General features: G+C 28.6%; 16 protein-coding genes. All 16 read right to left on the minus strand.

From position 1 onward, the window contains the following. Nucleotides 1-102: 102 nt before the first annotated feature. The gene (locus AVENP_RS02250) at nucleotides 103-843 is read right to left on the minus strand and encodes a hypothetical protein (protein ID WP_128359307.1); all 741 of its coding nucleotides are present in this window, start codon (nucleotides 841-843) and stop codon (nucleotides 103-105) included. 36 nt (nucleotides 844-879) lie between these two features. Next, nucleotides 880-1470 carry a hypothetical protein gene (locus AVENP_RS02255; protein ID WP_128359308.1) on the minus strand — a complete coding sequence of 197 codons (591 nt, stop codon included), beginning with the start codon at nucleotides 1468-1470 and terminating at the stop codon, nucleotides 880-882. 175 nt (nucleotides 1471-1645) lie between these two features. After that, the gene (locus AVENP_RS02260; protein WP_128359309.1) at nucleotides 1646-3673 is read right to left on the minus strand and encodes a dynamin family protein; all 2028 of its coding nucleotides are present in this window, start codon (nucleotides 3671-3673) and stop codon (nucleotides 1646-1648) included. Next, nucleotides 3673-6027 (minus strand): dynamin family protein, encoded by a 2355-nt coding sequence (locus tag AVENP_RS02265; RefSeq protein WP_128359310.1) that lies wholly within the window; start codon nucleotides 6025-6027, stop codon nucleotides 3673-3675. Before AVENP_RS02265 ends, AVENP_RS02260 begins: the two co-directional genes overlap by 1 nt. A 96-nt stretch (nucleotides 6028-6123) precedes the next feature. Beyond that, nucleotides 6124-6855: a fumarate reductase iron-sulfur subunit gene (locus AVENP_RS02270; protein ID WP_172664195.1), complete on the minus strand. Its 732-nt coding sequence runs from the start codon at nucleotides 6853-6855 to the stop codon at nucleotides 6124-6126. Beyond that, entirely contained in the window at nucleotides 6855-8840 is a 1986-nt protein-coding gene (locus AVENP_RS02275; protein ID WP_172664197.1) for a fumarate reductase flavoprotein subunit, read from the minus strand. Before AVENP_RS02275 ends, AVENP_RS02270 begins: the two co-directional genes overlap by 1 nt. Next, nucleotides 8840-9640 carry a fumarate reductase cytochrome b subunit gene (locus AVENP_RS02280; protein WP_128357811.1) on the minus strand — a complete coding sequence of 267 codons (801 nt, stop codon included), beginning with the start codon at nucleotides 9638-9640 and terminating at the stop codon, nucleotides 8840-8842. The genes AVENP_RS02275 and AVENP_RS02280 overlap by 1 nt, the downstream gene beginning before the upstream one ends. A 210-nt stretch (nucleotides 9641-9850) precedes the next feature. After that, entirely contained in the window at nucleotides 9851-11371 is a 1521-nt protein-coding gene (locus AVENP_RS02285) for an NADH-quinone oxidoreductase subunit N (protein ID WP_128357810.1), read from the minus strand. Further along, nucleotides 11368-12855 (minus strand): complex I subunit 4 family protein, encoded by a 1488-nt coding sequence (locus tag AVENP_RS02290; protein ID WP_128357809.1) that lies wholly within the window; start codon nucleotides 12853-12855, stop codon nucleotides 11368-11370. The genes AVENP_RS02285 and AVENP_RS02290 overlap by 4 nt, the downstream gene beginning before the upstream one ends. 1 nt (nucleotide 12856) lies before the next feature. Next, complete coding sequence (gene nuoL, locus AVENP_RS02295) at nucleotides 12857-14743, minus strand: NADH-quinone oxidoreductase subunit L (RefSeq protein WP_128357808.1); 1887 nt, start codon at nucleotides 14741-14743, stop codon at nucleotides 12857-12859. Then, on the minus strand, nucleotides 14740-15054 hold the full coding sequence (gene nuoK / locus AVENP_RS02300) for an NADH-quinone oxidoreductase subunit NuoK (RefSeq protein WP_128357807.1): 315 nt from the start codon (nucleotides 15052-15054) through the stop codon (nucleotides 14740-14742). Before nuoK ends, nuoL begins: the two co-directional genes overlap by 4 nt. Beyond that, nucleotides 15051-15578: an NADH-quinone oxidoreductase subunit J family protein gene (locus AVENP_RS02305; protein WP_128357806.1), complete on the minus strand. Its 528-nt coding sequence runs from the start codon at nucleotides 15576-15578 to the stop codon at nucleotides 15051-15053. Before AVENP_RS02305 ends, nuoK begins: the two co-directional genes overlap by 4 nt. Beyond that, a complete protein-coding gene (locus AVENP_RS02310; protein ID WP_128357805.1) occupies nucleotides 15571-16077 on the minus strand; it encodes a NuoI/complex I 23 kDa subunit family protein in 507 nt (168 codons plus the stop codon). Before AVENP_RS02310 ends, AVENP_RS02305 begins: the two co-directional genes overlap by 8 nt. 1 nt (nucleotide 16078) lies before the next feature. Then, nucleotides 16079-17362: a complex I subunit 1/NuoH family protein gene (locus tag AVENP_RS02315; protein ID WP_128357804.1), complete on the minus strand. Its 1284-nt coding sequence runs from the start codon at nucleotides 17360-17362 to the stop codon at nucleotides 16079-16081. Beyond that, nucleotides 17359-18795 carry a 2Fe-2S iron-sulfur cluster-binding protein gene (locus tag AVENP_RS02320; protein ID WP_128357803.1) on the minus strand — a complete coding sequence of 479 codons (1437 nt, stop codon included), beginning with the start codon at nucleotides 18793-18795 and terminating at the stop codon, nucleotides 17359-17361. The genes AVENP_RS02315 and AVENP_RS02320 overlap by 4 nt, the downstream gene beginning before the upstream one ends. 34 nt (nucleotides 18796-18829) lie before the next feature. Further along, nucleotides 18830-20116: a citrate synthase gene (locus AVENP_RS02325; protein ID WP_128357802.1), complete on the minus strand. Its 1287-nt coding sequence runs from the start codon at nucleotides 20114-20116 to the stop codon at nucleotides 18830-18832. Nucleotides 20117-20120 lie beyond the last annotated feature (4 nt).

Raw genomic sequence — 20120 nt, forward strand, 5'->3', positions numbered from 1 at the left:
GTTCTAAGATTTTTATCAATATGTATATCCTTATTTGATACTTATAAAACTTGCATTTATATCTTTAGCATATGTTCATCTTTAGTTTACTTTTTAAATATATTAAGAATTACTCTTTATTTCATTATGTTTTTTTTGAAGAATTATAAAATCATTTAATAATTTTTGATACAACTTTCTATCTTCCTCTGAGATAACAGGATTTTTAACCAGTTCATAATACTCTTTTACTATTGCTTCCATAAATTTTTTATAATCTGATATTTCCCAATTCTCTTTTGTAGAGTTTTTTCTAAGTTCTGGATTATCTCTTTGGGGAATTAAACATCTTTTATCATTCCAACCCAAATTAGCAGATAATCTATCAAAAAAATATAACATTTCTATTTGTTCGTCAATTGTTTGAACTGTTTCAAATACAGCCTTATTAAAATCTTCATTATCAGTCATTTTTGTAGCTGTAAACATTGCACCAATTTTAATATCTGTACTTTTCACAAGAGGAATTTTATCAGCAGATATGCCACTTCCATAAAGTGCAGAATCTAAAAAATCTCCAAGTTTTTTAACTTGTTCAAAACTCAAACTTTGTATTTCTGCTAGTGTAAAATAATCATCAGCTAAAATATCTCTAAATATTCTTTCTTCTGTTGGTGATAGAGATGAAAAACTTGTATATTTATCAATAAAAGCTACAACTCTAAATGTTTCTTTTTTTTCTGTTGTTTCTTCTATTTGAGTATTTAAAAGTGTAGCAAATGAGTTATTACTATTTTGTGTTGTTGAAGTTTGTGATGATGATATAGTTGAATAAGGATTACTATTTGTTGATAATATTTCCATTTTACTCTCCCCTTTTTAATTCTTTTCTTTTTCTTATTAACTCATTTTTAATAACAATTTTAATTTATCATAAGCTTTATCCTCATTAGAATTATCATCACGATTTATGTTTTTTGGATTATTTTGTATCTCTTGAAGCATATCTTTTATATTCATAATAGCTGTATCAAAATCAAATGCTCCAATATCTTGAGCTGAATTATTTGATTGAGTTGTATTCTCATCTGCTTTTTGTATAACTTGCCCACTAACTCTTTTTTTAGCTTCTTGTATTTCAAGAGTTAATTTTTTTAAAGCAGTTTCTATTTCTTCATTAGTTGATTTATTATCATCTTTCATCTTTAGAATTTCTTTTAATTTTTCTTCAAATCCTTTTAACTCTCCAACAGTAAAACCTGTTTTAAGTAAAGAAATTATGTCCTCGTAAAGACTTTGAGTTGAAGGTTCTTCTTTTATAACTTCGTCATTTTCTTTATTTACAAAAGTTTTTTCTTCATTAGCTGTTTTTGAAGAAATTAAACTTTCAAATGCATCATTTTTTTCTTTATTAACATTATGATTTTTATTTGAATTACTATAATCTTGACTATTTGAACCTAGTGTTGATATTAGACTTGAAGTGTTCATATTTTCCCCTTTACTTTTATAACTGTATTTCTTATTATACTTTTTTAGTATCACAAATAGTGTCACATTATAAAGATATTTTATTATTTATATAAATTAGGTTAAATAAAATATTGGAATTGAAAATAGGGATTGAAGATTTATGAGGATGAAAAATCTAAATAAAAAAAGAGAATTAAATCTCTTCTTTTATTTTTTCTAAATCTTTAATTTTATCAAGATATTGTTCTTTTTTTGATTTTACAAAATTTATTCTATCTTCATTTATCTCTAAGTATTGCTCTTTTGAGTATTTTACTATTTTAAACAGATAGTTTCTTTTTGAAGTTAAGAAATCTTCAATTTTCTCAAATGCAAAATTTGCTTTTAATTTTCCAACGATTTCATCTTCTCTTGGGTGAGAGATAGAAAATCTTGTTGGCTCTTTTTTATATAACTCTTCAGATTCAGATATTTGTTGTTCAAAGTGGCTAATAGTCGCTTGTGTAGTTTGAATATAAGAATATGATAAGGCTCCATTGAAGTAAGCGAATTTTTTTCTTAATGCAGATATATTTTCTAAAATAGCTGTATGGTATGTTTTTAAAACATTTTCATATACTTTTGCAGCAAAGTGTCTTGTATTTGAAAATTCTAAATCTGAAGCAATTTCTCTGTGTTTTCTAAGAAGTTCATATGGTTCTTGCCATTTTCTAACTTCATTATTAATTAGATTGTATACATCTTTGAAAGATTCATCTGTGTTTAGTTCAATATTTTTTAATAGTTTAATTGACCTTTTAAACATTTTATCAATAGTTTGGTCATCATAAAATAGGCTTTTATAAATTGCATCTGAATCAATCCAAAATGTTTCATATTGGAATTTTTCTATTTTCCCACCTAAGAAACTTTTTGATTCTTCAAATCTAAAAGCTGGTTTTCTTTTAATATTTTTGTATGTTTCATGGGCAATTTTTTCCATAATTGTTTCTAATGAGTTATAAATATTAAATAACTCTTTTGAATATTTTTTCTGAATATTTTCAAATTGTTCAATAACTTTTGGTTCACAAGCTTTTAATACATCAATTAAAACATCATAAACTTTTGTAATTGTTTCATACTCTTTAGAAAGAATATCACAAATGCCTCTTAAATCTTTTTTAATTGCAAACTCTTTTGTTTCTGCTGCTTGTGGTCTAATTGTATTTTCAATAAATTCCAGAACTTGGTTGATATTAGATTCTTTTAAAAGTTTCATATCTCCTGACATATCTTTTGTGTTAATTTCACTAATTTTTTTGTGGAATTCTTCAAATCTATCTTGGAAAAAATCTAAAGTAGAAACACCAATATTTTTATTTAGTTCAGTTTTAAACTCTTTTGTAATAGCTTCAAATGAATCATCAAGTAATACTCTTTTTTGATGTGCTCTTGATTCCAGTGCCATTTTTGCAGAAATAGGAGTAACTTGTGCAAAATATTTCCCAAATTTTTCAGTTACGTATTTTGTAGTTGTTTCAACTTGCTCAGGAGTTAACTTATCTTTTTGATTTAAAACACATAAAGATTTGTTTTTAAAGTGTTGCATATACTCTTCTAAAACTTCTGCTTCTGAAAGTTTTCCTGCATTATCAATAAGAGTTAACCAAATAATTCCTCCAACATCTCTTAGAACTTTTCTAGTTGTATCAGTATCACTTTGAGATTGAGAGTTAAGTCCTGGTGTATCAACAAATGAAATATCTTTTAAAATATCCATAGGAGCATAAAGGGTAAGATATTTTATATCTTTCATTTCGTGTTGTCTTTGATCTGTAAAATCAGCAATTGCTTCTATTGGAGCAAATTCTTGAGCACCTGAATAATATGTAATTTTTAGTTTATACTCTTCTCCATAATTTATAAAGTTTACCTTTGAAGTAACTGGTGTAATTCCTGTTGGAAGTACATTCCTTGCAAGTAAAGCATTTAAAAATGTAGATTTTCCAGAAGAAAATTGTCCTGTAATTGCAATTTCAATTGGGTATCTAGCTCGTCTAATTTGTTTATTTAAAATACCAACAAGTTGATTTGAAGGTAGGAATTTTTCATCCAAAAGTTTAGCTTGAACTTTTTTTATGTCTCCTACTAATCCCTCTTCATAAACTATTTCGTGAATTGTATATGTTTCTTTATACTCAGTTACAAAACTTTTTAGGATATTAAAATTTGCACTCATTAGTGTAATCCTTTTATTGTTGTAGAAATGTTCTCAAGTTTTTTAATATTTTTATGAATATCAATAGATAACTGAGCTTTATTTTTATCATTTTCTTCAAATGAACTGATTTGATTTTTAAGAAGTTCTTCATCATTTTTAAGTTTTTGCTCAAAAGTTCGTAAAGGAGCATTTAAAGTTGCAAAGAAAGATTCAATTAATAATGAACTAACTTTTTTAGCTTTTGCTTTAATATCTTCTTCAATTGAAGTAAATTGGTTTTTTATTAAAAGTTCAACTTCCCTGTCAAGTTCACTTAATTTTGCTTCTTTTGCTTTTGAAACAGCATCAATAACTAAAGAAATTAAAACCTCATTATTAGATGTTAAAAAACCTGCTTTAAAATCATCTTGGAAAAATCCTCTAGCATCAAAGTTATCATTTTTATGTCCAATTGTAAAACCTAAATCATGATATTTTTGTTCACATTGTTCACCAATAGTTTGAGATTTTTTGATAAATTTATATCTATAATCTCTAATAACATCAATAATTCCATCTTTAATTGCAGTCTCAACAATAACTTTTATTCTTGAATTTTCAGGTCTTTTTTTTGTTTTTTCAAAAGAGTATCTTACATCTCCCACAACTCTTTTTTTAATCACATTTTGAAGTTCTAAAAGTTCACTTTGTAAAAATGTTTCTAGGGAATCTATGTAAGCTTTTGAGTCATTTTTATAGTAATTAATATCTTCATTCATAGCTTGAAAAATTCTAGTATTTACTACTTTTTTCTTGTTGAAATCTTGAAGTTCTTTTTCCAATTCATCTTTTGATTTTGATAAAAGTTTTAATTCATAGTTGTAAAAAGAAGTTTGTTTTTCAAGTATTTTTTGTAATTGATTTTTAGATGATTGAATTACAAGTTCACCTTTTTGTGAATTTGAACCAAATAAGGTTTCATTTAGATATTTCTCAATTTCTAAAATTCCTGTATCTTCAAGTGTATATCCAGCATCAAGAGCTTCTTGTTCTCGTCCAGTTCTATGTAATAGTGCCATTCTTCCAGAAATAGGAATAAATTTGATAGTTTTTAAAATATAATCAAGTTGAGAATCTTTATTTTGAGCTCTTAACTGTTTTTCTATTGAAGATTTTGTATAGTTAATAACTTCTTCAAGTTGCTCTTTTGAAACAGTATCAGCTCGCGTAATTACAACTAAAAGTTTTGAGATATTTTGGTAAAGTAGGGCATCAATAATAAACTCAACATCTTTTAGTGTTGCACTTTGAGATACATTCATAAGATGTAACATCATGTCACAAGCACTGATATACTCTTTTGTAATCTCTTCCCTTTGAATAACTGGGTCATCAAGGCCTGGTGTGTCAACTATCTCAATTCCATCACTTAAAAAATCAAGTTGAGAACCAAGTTCAACATATTTTACAAGATTACATTTTTTACCACTTGCTTCTGCTGATGTATAAGATGATAAGTCATTAATATCAACTTCATCAAATCTAGAAACAGGTTTTATATAATTTTGTAGTTCATCCCCAAAGATTTTGTTTGTTTCATTCACAAACTCTTTCATTGATTCAAGTTGTTCTGCTGATTTTAAAATTCTATCCCACTCATGAGTATTCCAATAAAAAACTTTTGCATTATCAGTTGGATTGTATTTAACTATAGTTAAATTTGCAGTTTCAGGAACAACAGCGCTTCCAAGAATCTCTCGTCCCATTAAAGCATTTAACATTGTTGATTTACCCGCATTCATAACACCAGTAATTCCAATAGAGAACTTTTGATTATTTAGATAATTTTTTGTTGTTTCTAATTCATCTAAAATTTCTTGATTTGTTAAATCAACTTTTATATCAGCTATTAATTTTTCTACAGTAGATTTTAAATCTTTAAATGAATTTTTTACTATTTTATCATTTATTGAATCAGCATTAATTGTATTATCATCTTCTTGAAGATTTAACTCTTTTGAATCAAATAAAGATATTAATTTTGTATAGTTTTCATTATTTAATATTGCTTCTTGTTTTAGATACTCAAAAGATGAGTGTAAAATAGATACATTTAGTTTTGATTTATTTAAAAGAATTGTTTCAAGAATATTATGTTGTAAATGATTTAATTCATTAATATTTGAAGGACTTTTAACCTTTATTTGTTGACATAAAGTTTTGAATGAAGTAAGTGGTAAATACTTGTCAAAATTTTTTCTAGTTGCACTTAATATTAATGCAAAAATTGTAAATATTTCTTTATCTAGGTCTAAATCCATAGGTTCTATATCTAAATTTTGTTCAAATGTAATACCATGATATAGTAAGAAATAATCGTTTGTTAAACTCATTTTAAATCTCCCAAAAATATAAAAAGTTAAATATCACTTATGATATTTAACTTTTTATATTTATTATATTAACGAAGGAAAAATCCTTCGTTATAACTATCTAAGTGCTACTAGTTTTCTTCTTAAGTAAGCGATTTTATTTTGTAATGGTAAGTGTTTTGGACAATGGTCTTCACACGCCATTAAAGACATACAACCAAATATTCCATTATCATCACCAATTAATTCATAAAAATCTTCTGCACTTCTTTTATCATGTGGATCTACTTCAAATCTTGCAACTCTATTTAATCCAACAGGTCCCACAAAATCTGGTCTCATTAATGCTGTCCCACAAGAAGCAACACAAATACCACATTCAATACATCTATCTAATTCAAATGTCTCATTTGCTACATCTGGATCGATTCTATCTTCTAATTTTGAAATGTTTACTTCATGGTCATTATGAATCCATGATTCAACTCTTTTTGACATACTATCCATCCATTTACCAGTATTAACAGATAAATCTTTGATTAGTTCAAATGCAGGCATAGGCATTAATTGTAATTTACCACTTGGGTAATTAGCAATTAAAGTTCTACAAGCAAGAGTTGGTTTACCATTTACAACCATTCCACAACTTCCACAAATTCCAGCACGACAAACAAAGTCAAAAGATAAATCAGCATCTTTTTCTTCTCTAATTTTCATTAAAGCAATGAAAAGAGTCATACCTGGAGTTTCTTCTAAATGATAATCAACAAAGTGAGGTTTAGAAACCTTACTTCTTGGATTGAATTTTAAAACTGATATTGTAATATCTCTACCTTTTTCAATACTCATTATAAATCTCCTGCTCTTTCGTTATTCTCTCTATAGTTCATTGGTAAATCAAATGGCATTAAAGCATGTTGGATTTCATGTCTATCTTTACCCTCTGCACTTAATTTTTCACTAATTTCATCAACTTCTAATTGTCTTTTTTCAGATAATTCATTTTCTATAATCATCCCTTTTGCACCATATCCTCTAAATGCAGGAGGCATTTCCATAGTCATAATATCTAATGCTTCATAAGAAATAGTTGGAAGAGTTTGATTTGCATCTGGCCAAGAAGTTAATGTTCTATTTAACCAATTTGCATCATCTCTTTTTAAGAAGTCTTCTCTATAGTGAGCACCTCTTGATTCTGTTCTTTGTAATGCACCTAGTGCAACACATAATGCAATTTTTAACATTCTTGGAACTCTATATGCTTCTTCAAGCTCTGGATTTCCAACTCTTTCTTTTGATTTAACATTGATATGTTTTGTTTTCTTTAATAACTCTTCAAGTTCAGTTACAGCTTCTTGTAAGTGAATACCATCTCTAAAGATACCAACTTTTTCATCCATTAATAATTGCATTCTATTTTTGATTTTGAAAATATCTTCATTACCTTCATAAGCTAAAATTTCATTTAAATAATTGTCTTGTTTATCTAAAAACGTTTGAACCGTTTTTGTTGGAATTGTAACATCATTAGCCAAACAATAATCAGCAAAATAGTTACCAACAATCATACCAGCAACAACTGTTTCAGAAACTGAGTTCCCTCCAAGTCTATTAAATCCATGCATATCCCAACAAGAAGCTTCACCACAAACAAATAAACCATTTAAAGTTTGTGACTCACCAGTTGGTTTTGTTCTAATTCCACCCATTGAGTAGTGTTGCATTGGAAGAACTGGTGCCCATCCTTTTTTACCCTCATCTGCTGGATCAATTCCATTAAAAATTTGGCAAATTTCTTGAACGTCTCTTAGATTTTTCTCAATATGTTCACGTCCAAGAATAGAAATATCTAACCATACGTGGAAACCATACGGAGAAGGAACACCTTTACCATTTCTGATATGTTCAATCATTCTTCTTGAAACAACGTCTCTTGAAGCTAGTTCTTTTTTCTCAGGTTCATAATCTGGCATAAATCTATGACCATCAACGTCTCTTAAGATTCCACCATCTCCTCTACAACCCTCAGTTAATAAAATACCTGATGGTACGATTGGTGTTGGGTGAAATTGTACTGCTTCCATATTTCCTAAAGTTGCAATTCCAGTTTCAAGAGCAATCGCTGCCCCAATACCTTCACAAATTACAGCATTTGTAGTTTGTTTAAATACTCTACCATATCCACCAGTTGCGATACATGTACCTTTTGCAACATAAGCTTCTAATTCACCTGTAATTAAATCTCTTACAATTGCTCCATAACATCTTCCATCTTCATGGATAATTGATAAAGCTTCTTTTCTATCTCTAATATCAACATTATGTCTTAAAGCTTCATTTGCAACACCAAATAACATAGTATGTCCAGTTGCATCTGCTGTATAACAAGTTCTCCATTTTTTAGTTCCACCAAAGTCTCTTGATGTAATTAATCCATGTCTATCAGCATCTTCAGTAATTGTTGTTTTTTTTGCATTGATAACTGCTTCTCTTGATCCCTCTTTAACTCTAGACCAAGGAACCCCCCACGATGCTAATTCTCTAATTGCTTTTGGTGCAGTGTGTACGAACATTCGGGCAACTACTTGATCACATCCCCAGTCAGAACCTTTTACAGTATCAGCAAAGTGTAAATCTTCATTATCACCATCAGACATTTTTGAGTTACCTAAAGATGCTTGCATACCACCTTGAGCAGCAGCACTATGTGATCTTTTTACAGGAACTAAAGATAAAACAGTTGTACTTAAACCTTTTTTTTGTGCAGCAACAGCAGCTCTTAAACCTGCAAGTCCTCCACCAATTACTAATGCATCACAGTAATTAATTTTCATTATGCAATTCCCCCAACACTTTTATTTGTAATTTTGTATTCTATTACACTTGCAGTTGGAGTATATTTTTGACCAACTGTTCCATTTGCCGCATTTTCCATACCAATTTTCATATAAGCTGCTAATGAAGCAAATCCTAATACTAAGAAAAATACAGTTAAAGACCATTTAACTTTTTTTAGTGTTTTTCTTGTAGCTTTAGGATTTTCACCATCAAACCAACCCCATTTAACACACAATCTATAAAGACCAATTGTTCCATGAAATTCAACAGCTAATAATAAAAGAATATATAAAGGCCACATATATTCAGACCAAACTCTATCTGCACTTTCATATGGTCCGATTGCATCTGCATGAGTCATAATAATATATAAGTGAACTGAACCCAAGAAAAACATTGCAAAACCTGTAAAGGCTTGAGTAAACCACAGTTTTGTGTCATCGTGATTCATACTTTTTGCATGAGCTTTCATAACTTGATATTGTTTAAAATTACTAGGTAATTTTCTCATACCTAATGCGGCATGAACAATAAAAATTACAAATACTATAAACGCAATTATAGAAACAATGATTGGTTGCCCTTCATTGAAAATAAAACTACCTTCAAAGAATTTTGTAATTGTATACATAAAATCTTTGCTGATTAAAATTGATGAGACAAAAAGCATATGCCCCCACATAAATAAAGCTAAAAATCCTCCCGTAAAACTTTGCATAAAATCAAGTTTTGCAGGCAATCTACTTTTCTTTCCTTCTTCTGTTTTCCCCAAATAACCTTCTATTAGGTCACTCATTTGCTATCCTTTCTGCGATTTAGATTTTTTAGAATAATAGCGAAATAATAGCTTAAAACTACTTCAAACATCATTATATTTTTGTTAAAAAAAAGGTAAGAAAAGTGGATAAAATTGGACAAGAAAGCCCTAGTTAGGGCTTTTAATTAAGATGGTCTTAGAAGAAAAAATTAATTATCACGAAGAAAAAATGTTACTTATTAACACAGTCTATTTTATAAATAATGATTGAACAGCTAATTGAGTTAAATTAATTATTTGATCAATATTCATAGCAGGAATAAAAAACACAATTGCTGAACCTATTCCACCTAAAACAGTTAATATTGCAACAAAAGCAATAGCATATGTTGAAACTCTTTTATCATTAAATTCAACTGAAATACATTCAACTTTTGGAGGATAAAAATACATTACCGCTATTAATTTAAAATAGTAATATATTGAAACTATTGTTGCAAATATTGCAATAATTGTTAAGATAGTGTATCCCGCATTAATGGCTTCTGTAAATACATAAAGTTTACCTATAAATCCAATAGTTGAAGGAATTCCTGCTAATGAAAATAAAAATATTGTCATCATAGCTGCTAAAAAAGGTCTCTCTTTTGCTAAACCTTTAAAATCATCATAAGTAACTTTTACATTTGTTTCTGAAATAATATGTGAAGCTAATCCAAAAGCTCCAAGAGCTGATAACAAATATGCAATTAAATAAAACATTGTTGCATATGCAGCGTCAATATTAATAATATATCCATCTTTATAACTTAATGCAATGAACGCTAAAAGTAAATATCCCGTATGAACAATAGATGATGCTGTTAACATTCTTTTTACAATTTTTTGAGTAATTGCTAACCAAGTTCCAAAGATTAATGTTAAAACAATAATTACAGTCAAAATTCCATCCCAGAAATCTATAATTGGTGAAATATAGTTTAGTATTGTTCTTAAGAAAAATGAGAAAATTGCAATTTTAAAAGTTGAGGCCATATAGGCTGTAATAACCATCGGTGCCCCTCGATAAACATCAAGAACCCATGATTGAAATGGAAAGGCTGCGATTTTAAATAAAAATGTAAATAAGATTAATGTTAATCCAATATACACAAGAATCATATCATCAGAACTAGCTGTTCCTATAAATGCAGATATATTAGCTAAGTTTGTACTTTGAGTTGCTCCATAAATTAAAACAACACCTAAAAGATAAAAAGCTCCAATAAATGATCCCAAAACTAAATATTTGAAAATTGCTTCAACCCTTTTTGAGTCATCAGAGTTATAACCAACCATAATATAAACTGAAAAAGATGCAATTTCTAGTGCAACGTAAGCAGTTACTAACTCATTTGCATGGGCTAAAATCATCATTCCAAATAAAGCAAAAAGTAAAATTGAAAAAAATTCACCTTTAAAATAAGATCTATGTTGGAAATAATGTTCACCAATTAAAAGAGTAAGCAATGTACTACTTATTAATAAAATGTTGAAAAAGTTTGAAAAAGTATCAAAAGTTAAAACATTGTTTAATAAACTCATATAAGGTTGAACTGAAAAAGAGTTATTTACATTACATAAAGTAAAACCTAATGCAATAATTAGAAAAAATGAAGAAACAATAATAAAATCTTTTACAACAAATTTTTCATACATACTCATAAACATAAGTACTAATGCACCAGTTAATATAATTAGTTCAGGAAGTAAATAGATAATTTGACTCATTTTTCAGCTCCAATTTGTAAAATATCATTTAAGTAGTGAGTTACAGTTGGTTCAAATTTATTCATAAAAATTTCTGGATAAAATCCCATTAAAAATACTAAAATTACCCATGGAATAAATCCTATAATCTCTTTTATTTTTAAATCTCTCATTACAAGTTCTTTTGAACCCTCAGGTCTATTTTGCAATATTGCTCTTTGAAACATCCATAACATATAAGAAGCTCCAATTATTACAGTAAGAGTTGCTATATATCCTAAAGTATGATTAAATTCATAAATACCAAAAATGATTAAAAGTTCAGATACAAAACCATTTGTTCCTGGAAGTCCAATGTTTGCAAATAACATAACAGCAAATATAAAAGTGAATATTGGAGCTTTTTTTGCAATTCCACCTAAGTCTTTTATAGTTTTAAATCCTGTTTGTTCATGCATTAATCCAACAAGTAAAAACAGAGCTCCAGTTGCAATTGCGTGTGCAATTATTAAATATAATGCTCCATTTATTCCATAAGAGTTAAGGGAAAAAATACCAGCAGAGATAAAACTTAAGTGAGATGCTGATGAATAAGCAAACATTCTTTTAATATCGTCTTGCATAAGTGCTGCAATTCCAAAATAAACAAGTCCAAATAATCCAATAGCTACAAACCAAGTTGAAAATTCAACATAAATTTCTGGAAATATTGGAATCATAAATCTAACTATTGCATAAACTCCAAGTTTTGCCATAATTGATGATAATAAAAAAACTGCACCAGTTGGGGCATTTTTATATGTTTCCATAATCCAAGTGTGAAGTGGAAAAATTGGGATTTTAATAGCAAAAGCAGCTAAAAATGCTAAAAATAACCAAACTTTTGTATCGTAAGGAATAGTTGTAATTAGCATTAATTTATCATAAGCAAAAGACCAAACACCAAATTCATTATGATAAGAAACACCTAAATATAAAATTGAAATGAACATTAATAATGAACCAGCCATTGTATAAACAGTTACTTTAATAGTTGTAAATACTTTGTCACCAAAGCCGTAAGAACCAATCATTAAGAATACTGGTAAAAGCATAACTTCCCAAAAGAAGTAGAAAAGTACAATATCTAAAGATAATAAAGTACCTGTTACTCCTGTTTGAACTAAAAGCATATTTATCCAATAACCTTTTGTTTTTCCTTCCCATAATAATAAATAAGCAGTTGGAATTAAAATAGCAATCATCATTAAAATAGTAAGAGAAAAACCATCTAATCCAATATAATAATTTATTCCATAAGTTTCAATCCAAGGAACATTTGTAACAAATTGCATACCTGCACTTGGAGCAAATTCAATATATATTTTTAATACAAGTGCCAAAATTACAGTTGTAGTTAAAAAGGCTATATTTCTAATTGCATTTACATCTCTTGTTGTCATCATTAATCCAAATGCAACAACAGCAGGTAAAAATATAATAAATGAAAGAATATCTGAACTCATACTATAATCCTAATGTGATATATAAATAGATAAAGATTGAAGTCATACCTATTAGCATAAATGCAGCATAAAATCTAACATTTGCATTTTGTATCATGGCAACTCTTTTACCAATATTTACAAAACCAATTGATGAATTCATAACAAATGCATCAATAACTTTTTCATCTAAAACTTTATCAATAAATGTTGATAGTTTTTTTGTTGATTGAACAAATAAAACATTATAAATCTCATCAATATAAAATTTATTTCCTATTATTCCTGTTTCATCTTCTGGTTTTGTTACATCAAATTTTGCATATTTTTTATGAGCTACTACAATTCCAGCAGCTGCAACTATAACTGATAGAATCATTAAAACATACTCTGTTAAGTGACTCATGTGAATATGTTTTGAGTGAAGTTGTTCTAACCAAGTATCTACAAAATGATTTCCACCAAAAACAGCAGGAAGATTTAAAAAACCAGCACCAATAGCACCAATAGCTAAAATCAATAAAGGAATAGTTATTGTTTTTGATGTGTAAACATAATGTTCATTGTGATGGTTTGGTGCCACAAAAACTATGTAGTACATTCTAAACATATAAAATGCTGTTAAAAAGGCTGTAAACATACCAATTATCCAAATAAAATATTGACCTTCTTGAAAAGCAGCTGCTAATATTGCATCTTTTGAAAAGAATCCAGAAAATGGAGGAATCCCAGAAATTGCAATAACTCCAACTAAAAAAGTTGTTCCAATAATTGGTAAAGTTGCTCTATGTTGTGCAATTTTGAAAATATTTTGTTCATGATGAACTGCCATAATTACACCACCTGCTCCCATGAATAACATTGCTTTAAAAAATGCATGTGTAAATACATGAAAAAGTCCAGTTGAATAAAAACCAAGTCCAACGGCAATGAACATATACCCTAATTGACTCATAGTTGAGTAAGCTAGAATTTTTTTAATGTCTGTTTGTCTTGTAGCAATGATTGCTGCAAATAAAGCTGAAAAAGCTCCAATATAAGCTATGAATAATCCTATTTCTTCGATTCCAGCATATAAAAAGTGAAATCTAGCAACCATATAAACCCCAGCTGTTACCATTGTTGCTGCATGAATTAAAGCTGAAATTGGAGTAGGTCCTGCCATTGCATCAGGAAGCCAAACATAAAGAGGAATTTGAGCTGATTTTCCCATGGCTCCAATGAATAATAAAAAACCTGAAAGAAGTAATAATTCATTTGAAACATTACCTAAGTTTGCTTCAATTGAATCAAAAGATAAATCAACTTGACCTAAGGCAAAAAATAGAGTTACAATTCCTAATATAAAACCAAAATCCCCAACTCTATTTGCGATAAATGCTTTGTTTGCAGCTAATACATTCATAGCATTTCCATAATAGAATTTAATTAAAAGGTATGAACAAACTCCAACACCTTCCCATCCTATAAATAAAATAATTGGATTATCAGCTAATACTAAAATTAACATAGAAGCTAGAAATAAGTTAAAATAGGCAAAAAATTTACCATATCCACTGTCACCTTTCATATATCCAACTGCATAAATATGAATTAGCCAACCAACAAAAGTTACAAACATTGACATAAATATTGAAAGATTATCACCTAAAAAAGCCATTTCAATATTTAATTTATCAACACTTAACCAAGTGAAAAGTTGTTGTTTAAAGATAATTTTTTCATCATTCATTCTTAAAAATAGAGAAAGAGTTATTAAAAAAGAGATAAAAGGAGTTATTGTTCCAATTAATGAAAAATAAATATCAGATATCTTACTTTTTTTTATGTTGTAAAAATATAATAAACCACTTAAAATTGATCCTAAAAGAGGAGCCAAAATAATCCATACTAATAGTGAGGTATTCATGAATTTTCCCCCTGTGTTAGAGTATTGAAAATATCAGTATCCAAAGATTTTCTTGATCTGTATAATAAAATTATAACAGATAAAAATATTGCAGCCTCAGCAGCAGCAATTGATATAACCATAATTGTAATAATTTGTGGATCCATATTAAAATGGTATCTAGCAAAGGTTACTAAAAATAGATTAACTCCATTTAGCATAAGTTCAAGTGACATATAAATAACGAAGATATTTCTTCTTGCAATCACTCCAATTACTCCAATAGAGAATAACATCATTGATACAAAGGCGTAAGATGTTAATGAAATCATAATTGTTCTCCTTCGTTATTAAGTTTAGATTTTCTTCTTTTTGCAAGTACAACTGAACCAATAAGTGCAATTAATAGTAAAATAGAAATTAATTCAAAAGCAATAAACCAATTATTATATAGTTCCATTCCTACGGGTTTTATATCTCCAAATTCTGTGTTACTAATACTTAAATCTTTTTCAGGTAATTTAGCAACAGCTTTTAATATAAGAATATTTAATGGAATCATAATAATAGCCCCAATAGCTATCAGCTTATATTTATTTGGCTCTTTTGGTAAATCTTCTTCTTTAATATTTAAGAACATCAATATGAATAAAATTAGTGTCATAATTGCACCAGCATAAACAATAATTTGAACTAGAAATAAAAATGTTGCATTTAAAAGTGCAAACATTCCAGCAACACTTAACATTGTTATTAAAATACCAAGGGCACTATACATTGGATTTGTATATACAATCATGGCAATTGCACCACTAATTGCTAAAAATGCCAATGCAATAAAAATTAAATCAGCCATTGTTTAAATCCTTTGATCTTTCATTTGCCATTAATGCTTTTTTATCAAGTATAAAATCTTCTCTTTTACTAGCTGTAAATGCAAAAATTCCTGTATCCATTCTAATTGCATCACAAGGACAAGCTTCAACACAATATCCACAAAACACACACTCTAAAAGGTCAATTTTAAACTCTTTTGGCCTTTTTTCATCATAACCATCAAATCTCTCTTGGGCTTCAATAAAAATACAATCAGCTGGACAGGCAGTTGCACACATAAAACATGCAACACATTTTTCAGTGTCATTTTCATGTTTTGTAAGCCTGTGAACACCTCTATATCTTTCATTTAAATCTGTCGGTTGAACTTCTGGATATTGCATAGTTTTTAAATTATTTATATCAGTAAGGTTTTTAACAAAATGTTTAAATGTTGTTTTCATTCCCCCTGCAATTGCAGGAAGGTATAGTTTATCTTTGAATGATTTACCGTATCTTGGTACTACTTTTATTCCCATTTTAACTTCCTCTTACTACAACAAAGATTGCAGTTATTACGATATTTAAAAGTGCTAATGGAATTAGTACTTTCCAACCTAACATTTGTAATTGATCATATCTGAATCTTAAAACTGTCCATCTAACCCAAATATAAACAAAAGCCATCATAAAAAATTTAATTAAAAAAGTCCCTACTTGTATAACTGCTGTTGCAATATTTACACCATTAGTTCCAAGTCCAGTGATTAAAAAAGCGATTAATACAATCATAATAAATACAGCTATAGAAGAGAATACAGCTGTTAAAACTTTTGTCTCTTTTTCCCTTGACTTATTAGCTCCAATTGCACGATTATTTTTTTTCATCCATCTAATAAAAAAATAGATTTTAATTGGAAGAATTATTACTATTGCACTAATTACATAAATAATATTACTTTGAATTGCTTGAGTATCTAGCCATGGGATTTGATAACCACCAAAAAACAAAGTCACTATAAGTGCACTTGATGCACTCATTGCTGCATATTCCCCAACTTGAAAAAGTCCAAATTTCATAGCTGAATATTCTGTATGATAACCAGCAACTAACTCTGATTCTCCCTCTGCTAAGTCAAATGGAGCTCTATTTGTTTCTGCAAAGGAACAAACTATAAAAATAATAGCAGCCAATGGTTGTATAAATATTCCCCACATAGGAACAACGCCAAAATAAGTTCCAGCTTGAGCATTTACTATATCTGTTAAATGAATTGAACCATAAGATATAATCATAGAGATAATTGCAAGTCCCATAGCGGCTTCATATGAAATAACCTGAGCTGAAGCTCTAATTGAACCTAAAAGTCCATATTTACTTCCAGAAGAATATCCTCCAAGAATAATTCCATAAACACTAAGTCCTGCAAAGGCTAAAAACCACATAATTCCCAATTGATTTGGAATTGCTTGCATAATATTTTCTTTTCCGTCAATTACTAAAACATCAGCAAATGGAATAACTGCAAATGTTAAAAAAGAACAGAAAAATACAATAACAGGTGCTATTGTAAAGAAAAATTTATATTTTATATGTGAAGCTGTAAAGTCTTCTTTGAATATAAGTTTTAACATATCAGCAAAACTTTGTATTACACCACCTAATCTAAATGGTCCAATATGACATCTATTTGGACCACTTCTATCTTGCATAAACGCAGATATCCTTCTCTCCCACCATACAAAAACAGGAGTTAATCCAACTGCTAGAATAACAGTTATAAATATATTTACAATTATAATAACTATTGATGAAGTACTCATACAGTTCCTTTCTCAATCATAGATTTTAGATCTTCGATTATTGTTGTAATAGTTTTTTGTGGAGTATTTTTATTCATTTTTGAAATAACTTTTTGTTTAATTCCATCCGCATTTATATATGTCCCTGATTTCTCATAAAATGAAGCAAGAGGAATAGCAACATTTGAATATTGAATAGTTTCACAGTTATGACTAAATAAAGAGATTACTTTTTTATTTTCAAGTAAAGATTTATTATTATCAAAATAGTTATTTTCTATTATTATTACTAAAGAAGCAGAATTTAATGATGAATCAAAGAACTCTTTTGTTTCATTTATTTCTAACTCTTTAAATGAGTTTCGATTAACCGCTCTATCATTATTTTTTAAATAATCATCTCCAAAATTTTCATCTATTGTATTTGGAGAATAACCAGAAACTTGAACATTTAATTTAATTGCTAAATTTTTTACATTTAACATCTCTTCATAAGAAAGATTTGCACTTAATACAAACAGAATATTTTTATTTGTTGATAGTTCTTTAAAAATATGTGTAATTGTATTATCAATTAATGTTGGATTTTTATCAATTTGTGCAGTTTCAAATCTATTTGTGCTTTCATTTGTGTAAGATAATCTTCCCTCATCACACATAAACCAACCATTTATAGCTTTATTTACTCTTGGTCTAAATCTGAAAATTTGGTCATCTTTATATTTTTCTTTTCTATGATCAACATAAATATTGCACCCTTTTGAACAACCATTACAAATTGCATCAAAAGTCTCTAAGAACCAAACTCTTTGTTTAAATCTAAAGTCTTTATTTGTTAAAGCTCCAACTGGACAAATATCAATAACATTCATAGCATAAGGATTATCAAGAGGCTTTCCAGGGAAAGTTCCAATCACTGAGTGATCTCCTCTATTTATAACACCTAACTCATTTGTTTTTGTAATATTTGAGCAAAATCTTATACATCTAGTACAAAGTACACATCTTTCTTGATCAAGCATTACGTTAGAACCTAAGTCAGTTCTTTTTCTTGCATGATTTTTTGCTTCTACATTTATTCGCGATTCATAAAAACCAGATAACATGTAGTAATCTTGTAGTTTACACTCTCCTGCTTGATCGCAAGTAGGACAATCTATTGGATGATTAATAAGTTCAAGTTCAAGAATATCTCTTCTAACTTTTTCAATATTTTTACCCGTTGTTCTTACAATCATTCCATCTTTAATAGGAGTGTCACAGGCAATTTGAGGTCTTTTTTGACCCTCAATTTCAACCATACACATTCTACAATTTCCATCTTTTCCTAAGGCTTGGTGATAACAAAAATGAGGTATATGGATGTTTTCATCCAATAACTTGTCAATTAACAAGCTGCCTTTGCTAGCTTGCATTTGTGCTCCATTGATTGTGATGTCAACCATTTCACTCATATTTTATCCCCTTACACTTAAGTTAGTTTTTTTCTTAGTTACCTGTATATAATTGTCTAGGTCTTGCTATTTTGTGTTTTGGATCTTGTTTTAATTCTGACCATTGAGCTAACCAACCTGGAGTTCTACCAATAACAAAGATTGGAGTAAACATTGCAATTGGAATTCTAAGTGCAGTTAAAATTACACCTGAATAGAAATCAATATTTGGATATAAACCTCTTTCTTTGAAGTAATCATCACTTAATGCAGCTTGTTCAACAGCATGTGCAATATCAAGTAATTTAGAATCAAGTTTTAACTCTTCTTTTAATTTATCTTGTAAACCTTTTAATGTTTCAGCTCTTGGGTCTCTATTTTTATAAACTCTATGTCCAAATCCCATTAATCTGAATGGGTCATTTCTATCTTTTGCTTTTGCAATATAAGTAGGAACATTTTTAACATCACCAATTAATCTTAATTGATCCATAACTTTTTCATTAGCTCCACCATGAGCAGATCCCCATAGAGCAGAGATACCAGAAGCAATTGCAACATAAGGATGAGCTTCAGTAGAACCTACATTTCTAACAGTTGTTGTAGAAGCATTTTGTTCATGATCAGCATGTAAAGTTAAGATTGCATCAAGTGCATCAATTTCAACTTGTTTGATTTCATCATTTACTCCATCACCTAAATATTTCATTTTTCCACCTGGATATGCTCTTAACATATATAAGAAGTTTTCAGTGAAATATCTATTTACATCTGGATAAATTAGTGGTGTACCAATTGAATTTCTATAAGCCATAGCAGCAATAACTGGCATTTTAGCTAAAATTCTTCTTCTCATCATTTTAAATTGTTCTTCATCTTCTAAATGTAAATGATCTTTATAAAATGCTGCTAAAGCCATAGTTGCAGCTCCCATAGTTGCCATTGGGTGAGCTCCATCTGGTAATGCATCAAATAATCTAATGATTCCTTCATGTAAGAATGATCTATGTCTGATTTCTAAATCAAAGTTTTTAGAAGCTTCAGGAGTTGGAAGTTTTCCTCTCATTAATAAATAAGAAACATCTAAGAAAGAGTGTTTACCAGCTAAATCTGTAATATCATAACCTCTATATCTTAATTCAGAATTTTCACCATCAATAAATGTGATTTTTGATTCACAAGATGCAGTTGAAGTGTAACCTGGGTCATAAGTAAACATTCCTGAGTCTTTGTAAAATGTAGATATATCTACAACGCTAGGTCCTCTTGTTCCATCAACTATATTATATTCATATGATTTGCCATTTCTGTTATCTGTTAATGTCATTGTATTTTTTGTCATAATT

Source organism: Arcobacter venerupis (assembly GCF_013201665.1).
Taxonomy (GTDB): domain Bacteria; phylum Campylobacterota; class Campylobacteria; order Campylobacterales; family Arcobacteraceae; genus Aliarcobacter; species Aliarcobacter venerupis.

What these genes read in the sequence shown, in the direction of transcription:
- AVENP_RS02285 (WP_128357810.1), bottom strand. Translation starts at nt 11,371, where the DNA reads ATGAGTCAAATTATCTATTTACTTCCTGAACTAATTATATTAACTGGT.
- AVENP_RS02250 (WP_128359307.1), bottom strand. Translation starts at nt 843, where the DNA reads ATGGAAATATTATCAACAAATAGTAATCCTTATTCAACTATATCATCA.
- AVENP_RS02305 (WP_128357806.1), bottom strand. Translation starts at nt 15,578, where the DNA reads ATGGCTGATTTAATTTTTATTGCATTGGCATTTTTAGCAATTAGTGGT.
- AVENP_RS02320 (WP_128357803.1), bottom strand. Translation starts at nt 18,795, where the DNA reads ATGAGTGAAATGGTTGACATCACAATCAATGGAGCACAAATGCAAGCT.
- AVENP_RS02280 (WP_128357811.1), bottom strand. Translation starts at nt 9,640, where the DNA reads ATGAGTGACCTAATAGAAGGTTATTTGGGGAAAACAGAAGAAGGAAAG.
- AVENP_RS02290 (WP_128357809.1), bottom strand. Translation starts at nt 12,855, where the DNA reads ATGAGTTCAGATATTCTTTCATTTATTATATTTTTACCTGCTGTTGTT.
- AVENP_RS02315 (WP_128357804.1), bottom strand. Translation starts at nt 17,362, where the DNA reads ATGAGTACTTCATCAATAGTTATTATAATTGTAAATATATTTATAACT.
- nuoL (WP_128357808.1), bottom strand. Translation starts at nt 14,743, where the DNA reads ATGAATACCTCACTATTAGTATGGATTATTTTGGCTCCTCTTTTAGGA.
- AVENP_RS02255 (WP_128359308.1), bottom strand. Translation starts at nt 1,470, where the DNA reads ATGAACACTTCAAGTCTAATATCAACACTAGGTTCAAATAGTCAAGAT.
- AVENP_RS02265 (WP_128359310.1), bottom strand. Translation starts at nt 6,027, where the DNA reads ATGAGTTTAACAAACGATTATTTCTTACTATATCATGGTATTACATTT.
- AVENP_RS02275 (WP_172664197.1), bottom strand. Translation starts at nt 8,840, where the DNA reads ATGAAAATTAATTACTGTGATGCATTAGTAATTGGTGGAGGACTTGCA.
- AVENP_RS02310 (WP_128357805.1), bottom strand. Translation starts at nt 16,077, where the DNA reads ATGGGAATAAAAGTAGTACCAAGATACGGTAAATCATTCAAAGATAAA.
- AVENP_RS02260 (WP_128359309.1), bottom strand. Translation starts at nt 3,673, where the DNA reads ATGAGTGCAAATTTTAATATCCTAAAAAGTTTTGTAACTGAGTATAAA.
- nuoK (WP_128357807.1), bottom strand. Translation starts at nt 15,054, where the DNA reads ATGATTTCATTAACATCTTACGCCTTTGTATCAATGATGTTATTCTCT.
- AVENP_RS02270 (WP_172664195.1), bottom strand. Translation starts at nt 6,855, where the DNA reads ATGAGTATTGAAAAAGGTAGAGATATTACAATATCAGTTTTAAAATTC.
- AVENP_RS02325 (WP_128357802.1), bottom strand. Translation starts at nt 20,116, where the DNA reads ATGACAAAAAATACAATGACATTAACAGATAACAGAAATGGCAAATCA.